Below are 7,884 nucleotides of genomic sequence, written 5' to 3'. Positions count from 1 at the left end.
CAGGGCGATCCTGCGCGCCGGATCGTGCCCGCGCGCCCGCACCTGCCGCCGCGCCGAGGGGACCGGGACCAGCACCACCTCCCCCGCACCACCCGGCCCGGCCGCACCACCGCGGCCGCCGCCCACGACGGCCACCGCCAGGGCGGCACCGAGCACCCCGGCCAGCGGCAGCGCCCCGCGCTCCTTGTGCGCCAGCAGGAGGCTCCGTACGGCCCCCTCGTACACGGCGGCGGCCCGTACCACCGGCAGCCCCGCGGGCCGCGGAGACGGCCGCACCGGCCCCTCCACGGCCCCGCTCAGCTCATCCCGGCACTCGGCGCACACCAGCACCCGCACCGCCCCGCAGCCGGCGCAGTCCACCGGCAGGACCAGCCCGGCGAGCTCCTGCCACCAACCCCGCATGGCTCCACACTGACGGGCGCGGCACCACCCCGCGACCCCTGTGGACGACGCGGCGACACTCCGCGACCCCTGTGGACGGCCCGTACGCGAGGGCAGGTCAGCCCGGGTACACCGGAGACCGGCCGCCCGCCACCGTGCGCCACTGCGCCCCCGGCGGCAGCCACACGATCCCGTCCTCCGAGTAGGCGACCACCGGCTTCGGCTTCGCCTCGTCCTCCGTGGCCGCGACCGCCACCTCCGACAGCCCGGTGGCACCCGGCAGGCTCGCCGCGACCATCGAGCCGTCGGCCAGCATGTAGCGGGCCTGCTGCACGCCGCCGTTCTCCCGGCCCACCACCAGCAGCCGCCCGCGCGGCGCCCAGCTCATCGCCGTCACGTCGACCATCTGCGGGGCCGCCGGGCGCAGCTCGCGCACCGACACCGCCGAGGAGTCCGTCTTGCCGTCGGGCCGCTCGATCCGCCCGACGTAGAGCACCTTGTTGCCGTCGGGCTGCTCCACCAGCAGCGCGATCCGCGCCCCGTCCGCGGACGCCTTCAGAGAGGCGATCTTCCGCCCGTCCAGCCCCGCCACCTGCACCTTCTCCGGCGTTCCGGCACCACCCGGCACCCGCCACAGCCCCGGGGCCTGCGGATCGCGGTCCGCGACCCACAGATCACCCGAAGCGTCCCAGCTCGGCGCGGTCAGCAGCGCCGCCTTGCCGCCCTTGCCGATCGGCAACGGCTGCGGCATCGTCCCGCCCCCGACCAGCGCGACGACGTACAGCGCGTGCTCGTCCTCGGAGATCACGGCCGCCCGCCGCTCGTCGTGCGAGACCGCCGCCGATCTGACCTTGAACCCCGGAGGCGTGGCCAGCGGCCCCGGCACCGATTCGAACCGGGCCTGCTGGTCCTCGCTGCTCGTGTCCAACTTCATCCGGACCAGCCGCTTGTCGTTGTCGACGAAGTACTGGAACTCGGGAATCTTGGGCCGTCCCGCGATCGCGGTCGCGCTCACCTCGCTCACCGAGCACAGCGAGGTCGACTTGCCGCCGGCCCGCACCAGTTCGACCTGGTCCAGCCGGGAACCCGTCAGATCCTTGACCGTGTACAGGAGTTGGGTGGCCATCTTCTTGCACTGCGGCTGCGCGACGTTCTCGGCCTTCTCGTTGAGCGGCACGCGCAGCGTGTTCTGCCCGTCGTACGAAAGGGACTTGGTGCCCGGGCTCAGTTCCGTACCGGTGGGGAAGCTGGACTCCACGACCGGGGCCAGCCACCGCGAAGGCCCGGCCAGCAGCGACTGCACGGTCTGCGTGGTCGGGTCCATCCGCGAGTCCGGATCGGTGCGCTGACGCACGTAGACGGGGTCGGCGACGAGCGTGCCGCCCGCGAAGTAGTACTTGTTGACCGGCATGTAGATGCGCTGGAAGTCCGACTCGCTGAGCACCAGCCCGCTCGGCGGGGTCGAGATCCGCCACTGCTTGTCCTCGTTCTGGACGAGCTGGAGGAACTCCTCGTACTCCCTGGCCCCGGTCTGCGGCTGGTACGCGCTGTGCTCGTCGACGGTCGCGAGCTTCTTGCCCGTCACCTTCCAGCGGGGCCCCTCGGGGTCCTTCTCGCCCCGGTTGGGAACCCGGTTGAGTCCGGAGGAGAGCACGGTGACGGCCGAGCCGGGCTTCCAGTTCTTCGCGGCGGCCTCGGTGAGGTACTTGCGGGCGGTCTCCAGCTGCGGGTCGTCGCTGGTCATCGCCTCCAGGAAGCCGTCGACGATCTCCGCCGGGGTGGCCTTGTCCGCGGGCGGTACGCCGAACACCCGCACCTGCGAGTCCACGCCCTGCGAAGCCTGCACCGGGCGGATGTCACCGCTGTCCGGCATGGAGGCACACCCGGCGAGCAGCAGCCCGGCCGCCCCGAAGGCGTACGCCCGTACGGTACGCAGCCGCCGGCGCCGCACCCGCGCACGCCCCGCCCGCGCGTCCAAGGGCTCAGCGTCCATCGGCTCGGTCCTCCTGTTGTGCCTCGTCGGCCGGGCGGGCCACGACCCTGGCCCCGTTCCCCGGCAGGGCCGTCGGGTCGGCGGGTACCGGCATCGCACCGGCGACGGGCGAGCGCGGCGGTATCGACGAACGGTCGCCCGGTTCCGCGGGCGTACGCTCCCGCGCGCCGCCCGCGGCCTCGGCCGCGGCCCGGGCCCGGTTGGCGCGGTTGGCCCGCGAGTCCTCGGGCTCCAGCGGGATGGGCGAGCCCCGCAGCGGCTCGTCGGCCGTGCGCGGCAGGGTCAGACGGAACTGCGAGCCGCCGCCCGGCTCGCCCCAGGCCTGCAGCCAGCCACCGTGCAGCCGGGCGTCCTCGACGGCGATGGACAGGCCCAGGCCCGTCCCGCCGGTCGTGCGCGCCCGCGCCGGGTCGGCCCGCCAGAACCGGTTGAACACGCGGGTGGCCTCGCCGGGCTTCAGCCCGACCCCGTAGTCCCGTACGGCGACGGCGACGGCACCGCCCGCGGACGCCAGCCGAACCACCACATCGCGTCCCTCGCCGTGCTCCACGGCGTTGACGACCAGATTGCGCAGCACCCGCTCCACCCGCCGGGCGTCCGCCTCGGCGATGACCGGCTGGGTGTCGCCCAGGACCCGGATCCGGGTGCCCTTGTGCTCGGCGAGCGGCTCGGCGCCGTCGATGACCCGGCGTACGACGTCACGCAGGTCGATCGGCTCGGCCTCCAGGGCCGCGGCCCCGGCGTCGAACCGGCTGATCTCCAGCAGGTCGGCCAGAAGCGACTCGAAGCGGTCGAGCTGCCCGGCGAGCAGTTCGGCGGAGCGCGCGGTGATCGGGTCGAAGTCGACCCGGGCGTCGTGGATGACGTCGGCGGCCATCCGTACCGTCGTCAGCGGGGTGCGCAGCTCGTGCGAGACGTCCGAGACGAAGCGGCGCTGCATCCGGGACAGCTCCTCCAGCTGCTGGATCTTGTTCTGGAGGTTCTGCGCCATCTTGTTGAAGGCCTCGCCGAGACGCGCGATGTCGTCCTCACCGGTGACCTTCATCCGCTCCTGGAGCCGCCCGGCCGAGAGCCGCTCGGCGATCCCGGCGGCCATCCGGACAGGGGTCACCACCTGGCGTACGACGAGCCAGGCGATACCGCAGAGCAGGACGACGACGAACAGACCCGCGGTCACGATGGTGACCTTGATCAGGTTGAGGGACTCCTCCTCCTGCGTGAGCGGGAAGAGGTAGTACAGGTCGTACGGGTCGCCGTTGATGTCCGAGAGACGCTTGCCGATGACCAGCGCCGGCTCGGGCTCCTTCGCCCCGTCCCCGCTGGTGTAGCGGATCTCGGAGAAGGTCTTGAAGGCGCCGGTGGCATGGTTGACGGCCCGGCGCAGCCCCAGCGGGACGCTGGCGGTCGGGTCCACGTTCCCGGAGGCCCGGGCCCCCTTGACGCCCTGCGTCCCGGGCAGCGCCTCATCGCCCGTGCCCGCGCCCAGCGCGACGACCTCGAAGGCGGTCTGGCCACCACTGGCCAACTGCTTGACCAGGGAGTTCATCCAGGTACTGGCGTCCCGGCCGACCTTGTTGTCGGTGGCGTCGGGCCCGTCCACCGTGGCCGGGGCGTTGGCCTTCTCCTGCGCCACCGCGAACCCGCCCGCGGCCTGGCTCTGCGCCGCCTCCTCCTTGGCGTCGAGGAGACCCTTGCTGACCTGGGCGATGACGACGAAGCCCAGGGCGAGGACCACGGCGAGCGAGATCAGCAGGGTGGCCGCGACCACCCGGAGCTGGATGTTGCGCCGCCACAGGCGGACAGCCGGAAGCAGCGGCCGGCGCGCCAGACGTACGAAGAGCCGTAGGACGCGGCTGCTCGACGCACGGTCCCGGAACAGCCGGCCGAGGCGCAACTTCCACGGACGGAAGCCGCCCGGGACCCTGCCGGACATGCCGGAGGTGCCGGACTGCACGTCAGCTGGGTCCGGCCTTGTAGCCGACACCACGCACCGTCACGACGATCTCGGGGCGCTCCGGATCCTTCTCGACCTTGGAGCGCAGGCGCTGCACATGCACGTTGACCAGGCGGGTGTCCGCCGCGTGCCGGTAGCCCCAGACCTGCTCCAGCAGCACCTCACGGGTGAAGACCTGCCAGGGCTTGCGCGCGAGGGCGACCAGCAGGTCGAACTCGAGCGGGGTCAGGGCGATGGAAGCGCCCTCCCGCTTGACCGAGTGCCCGGCCACGTCGATGACCAGGTCACCGATGGCCAGCTGCTCGGGCGCGGGCTCCTCCGACCGGCGCAGACGCGCCCGGATACGGGCCACCAGCTCCTTCGGCTTGAACGGCTTGACGATGTAGTCGTCGGCCCCGGACTCCAGGCCCACGACGACGTCCACCGTGTCGCTCTTGGCGGTGAGCATGACGATCGGCACGCCGGACTCGGCCCGGATGAGCCGGCACACCTCTATGCCGTCCCTTCCGGGCAGCATGAGGTCCAGCAGCACCAGGTCGGGCTTCGCCTCCCGGAAGGCCGCCAGCGCCTTGTCGCCGTCCGCTACGAACGACGGCTCAAAACCTTCTCCACGCAGCACAATGCCGAGCATCTCGGCCAGCGCGGTGTCGTCGTCGACGACAAGGACTCGTCCCTTCATGCTTGACATCATCCCATTAGCTAATCGTTACCCGGCGGTGAGCTGTCCCACAGCCAAAAGGGCTGGAAATCGACCCTCGGACCTGCGTGGAGATCAGCTCCACCAGTCTGCCCTCGATCGGGTCGACTATTGAAGGTACGGGCTGCGAAGACCCCGCAGCACCGCCCGGGATCGACCGACCGGTCAGGATCCTCCCGAACCGGCCCTCTCCACCCCGCCACCGCGCCCGATCCGCCGCCCACCCCCTACTCCGTTCGGGCCCCCTACGTGGCACGATGGCAGCGACCAGCGCCCCGCCGCGGCAGGCGCACATGAAGGAGTGACGATGAACGACTCTCCGGGCTGGGCTTCGCCCGGATCCTCTCCGTCCGACGGCGAGCGGCCGGGCACCGACGGCGACGCGCAACAGCCCGCAGCGCCCGACCAGCCCACCGGCGGCCCGAAGTGGTCCGCCGAGCAGCCGCCGCCCGGTCAGTGGTCGAGCCCGGGCACCACGCCCGAGGCCCCGCAGGCCCAGCCGCAGCCCACCACGGGCTGGGGACAGCAGCCAGGCACCCCCCAGGCGGGCCAGTACGGGCCCCAGTACGGCTACCCGGGCGGCCCCGGCCAGTGGGGCCATCACACCGCTGCCAAGCCCGGTGTGATCCCGCTGCGGCCCCTGGGCCTCGGCGAGATCCTCGACGGCGCCGTCGCCACCATGCGCACCCACTGGCGCTCGGTCCTGCCGATCACCCTCGTCGTGGCCACCGTCGTCCAGGTCATCAGCGTGATCGTGCAGAAGTTCATGCTGGACGACATCACCTTCGCCGCGAACCCGGACGCCGGCCCCGAAGAGGTCTTCGACTCGCTCGGCAGCACCCTCGGCGCCTCCGTGGTGATCCAGTTCATCCAGGCCCTCGGAACGATCGTGGTCACCGCGATGCTCACGATGGTCTTCAGCCGCGCCGTGCTCGGCCAGCAGTCCTCGGTCTCCGGCGCCTGGCGCGAGTCCCGCCCCCAGCTGCTGCGCCTGATCGGGCTCACCCTGCTGCTGGCCCTCGGCGCCGTCCTGCTCGGCGCCGTCCTGATCCTGCCGGGCGCCCTCACCGACAACGTCGGCCTCGTCATCCTCGGGGTCTTCGTCTGGGTGCCGCTCCTGGTCTGGCTGGGCGTCAAGTTCAGCCTGGCCTCGCCCGCCCTGATGCTGGAGAAGAGCTCGGTCTTCAAGGCGTTCGCCCGCTCCTCGAAGCTGGTCAAGAACACCTGGTGGCGGATCTTCGGCATCACGATCCTCACCACCATGATCGCCTTCTTCATCTCGGCGATGATCGTCGCCCCGTTCCAGATCCTCAGCCTCCTCGTCTTCAGCGGTGGCCTCGACGCCCTGGAGGACGGCAGCGGCATGAACAACTGGGGCGCACTGATCGCCCCCGCGATCGGCCTGATCATCGCGCAGACCATCGTCATGCCGTTCCAGTCCGGCGTCACCGTCCTGCTCTACGTCGACCAGCGCATCCGCCGCGAGGGACTCGACCTGGAGCTCGCCCGGGCCGCCGGCCTCGAGAACTACGGCACGACCGGAGGCTGACGCACAGATGATGAGTACGGGGGGCCTCATCACCCGCGCCACGGCGCTCCTGCCGAGCGCCGAGACACCACCGGTGACGACACCGCGCGAACCCGCCAGGGAAGCGGCCGAGCGCGAGCTGTCCAAGCCGATGTACCACGAGAACGACCCGAGCCTGTTCGACCGCGCCCTGCGCAAGTTCTTCGACTGGCTCGACGACCTGCTCGGCGCCGCCTCCGGGGCGACCCCCGGAGGGGGCTTCGGCCTCTTCGTGATCCTCGTCCTCGTCGTCCTCGCCGTCGGCGCCCTCTGGTGGCGCCTGGGCACCCCCGGCCGGATCACCACCGGCGCGGGCGTCCTCTTCACCGACGGCACCCGCAGCGCCGCCGATCACCGCACCGCCGCCGACGCCCACGCCGCCGCCGGCCGCTGGACCGAGGCCGTCCAGGAACGCATGCGCGCCGTCGTCCGCTCCCTGGAGGAACGCACCCTGCTCGACCCGCGCCCCGGCCGCACCGCCGACGAGGCCGCCGCCGAAGCCGCCGTCTCCCTCCCCGACCACGCCGCCGAACTCCGCGCCGCCGCCCGTACCTTCGACGACGTCACCTACGGCGGCCGCTCCGCCGACGCCGATACGTACGCCCGCCTGCGCACCCTCGACCTCACCCTGGACCGCGCGAAGCCGCTGCTGACGGGACCCACCGCATGACCGGCCCCACCGACCCGGCCGCACCGACGGCGATGTCGACCCCGCCCGCGTTCGAGGCACGGGAGCCCGAGGGCACCGCCCCCCTCCCCGCCCCCGCACCCGGCGACACCGACGCCGACGCCGACTCGCGCACCCGCCGCATCCGCCGGATCCGCCGCGCCCTCGCCGCCGTTGCCGTCCTCGCCGCCGGCGTCATCGCCACGGCCGCCCTCAACTCCGGCTCCCGCCACGGCTACCTCGACCCCCGCACCACCGACCCCTTCGGCAGCCACGCCGTCGCCGAGCTCCTGAAGGAACGCGGCGTCACCACCCGCGTGGTCACCACCGCCCGCGAGGCGGCCGACGCCGCCGGCCCCCGCACCACCCTCCTGGTCACCGACCCCGACCGGCTCGGCGCCACCCAACGCGGCGTCATCCGCTCGGCCATCGACCTCTCCGGCGGCCGCACCGTCCTCCTCGCCCCCAGCAGCCACAGCCTCACCGACCTCTCCCCCGGCGTGCACACCGCGGGCGACGCCGACACAGAACACCCCGACCCCGGCTGCACCCTGCCCGCCGCCACCTCGGCCGGCAGCGCCGACACCGGCGGCGGCCTCCGCTACACCCCCCCCCCCCCCCCCCC

Annotated in this window: 7 protein-coding genes; 3 read left to right on the top strand and 4 right to left on the bottom strand. The window is 72.8% G+C overall.

The annotated features are described in order from the left end of the window. From AB8A24_RS42455 to mtrA, 4 genes are all read right to left on the bottom strand, one after another. A partial coding sequence (locus tag AB8A24_RS42455) for a ComF family protein (protein ID WP_369479178.1) occupies positions 1-402 on the bottom strand: 402 nt, incomplete at its 3' end. A gap of 97 nt (positions 403-499) precedes the next feature. After that, the gene (locus AB8A24_RS42450; RefSeq protein WP_328963153.1) at positions 500-2,374 is read right to left on the bottom strand and encodes an LpqB family beta-propeller domain-containing protein; all 1,875 of its coding nucleotides are present in this window, start codon (positions 2,372-2,374) and stop codon (positions 500-502) included. After that, positions 2,364-4,307, bottom strand: coding sequence for an MtrAB system histidine kinase MtrB (gene mtrB, locus AB8A24_RS42445; RefSeq protein ID WP_328965956.1), 1,944 nt, complete (start codon positions 4,305-4,307; stop codon positions 2,364-2,366). Before mtrB ends, AB8A24_RS42450 begins: the two co-directional genes overlap by 11 nt. A 22-nt stretch (positions 4,308-4,329) precedes the next feature. After that, positions 4,330-5,019 (bottom strand): two-component system response regulator MtrA, encoded by a 690-nt coding sequence (gene mtrA / locus AB8A24_RS42440; protein WP_199810456.1) that lies wholly within the window; start codon positions 5,017-5,019, stop codon positions 4,330-4,332. A 313-nt stretch (positions 5,020-5,332) separates the two neighbouring features. On the opposite strand from mtrA, the gene AB8A24_RS42435 reads away from it, so the two are divergent. From AB8A24_RS42435 to AB8A24_RS42425, 3 genes are all read left to right on the top strand, one after another. After that, on the top strand, positions 5,333-6,574 hold the full coding sequence (locus AB8A24_RS42435) for a glycerophosphoryl diester phosphodiesterase membrane domain-containing protein (protein ID WP_369479177.1): 1,242 nt from the start codon (positions 5,333-5,335) through the stop codon (positions 6,572-6,574). A gap of 7 nt (positions 6,575-6,581) precedes the next feature. Continuing rightward, positions 6,582-7,262: a DUF4129 domain-containing protein gene (locus AB8A24_RS42430; RefSeq protein ID WP_369479176.1), complete on the top strand. Its 681-nt coding sequence runs from the start codon at positions 6,582-6,584 to the stop codon at positions 7,260-7,262. After that, on the top strand, positions 7,259-7,884 hold a 626-nt coding region (locus tag AB8A24_RS42425), incomplete at its 3' end, for a DUF4350 domain-containing protein (protein WP_369479175.1). The genes AB8A24_RS42430 and AB8A24_RS42425, both read left to right, overlap by 4 nt.

The organism is Streptomyces sp. BF23-19, from assembly GCF_041106355.1.
Lineage (GTDB): Bacteria > Actinomycetota > Actinomycetes > Streptomycetales > Streptomycetaceae > Streptomyces > Streptomyces virginiae_A.
The sequence above is the reverse complement of the archived record's forward strand: the minus strand, read 5'-3'. Positions and strand labels throughout refer to the sequence as shown.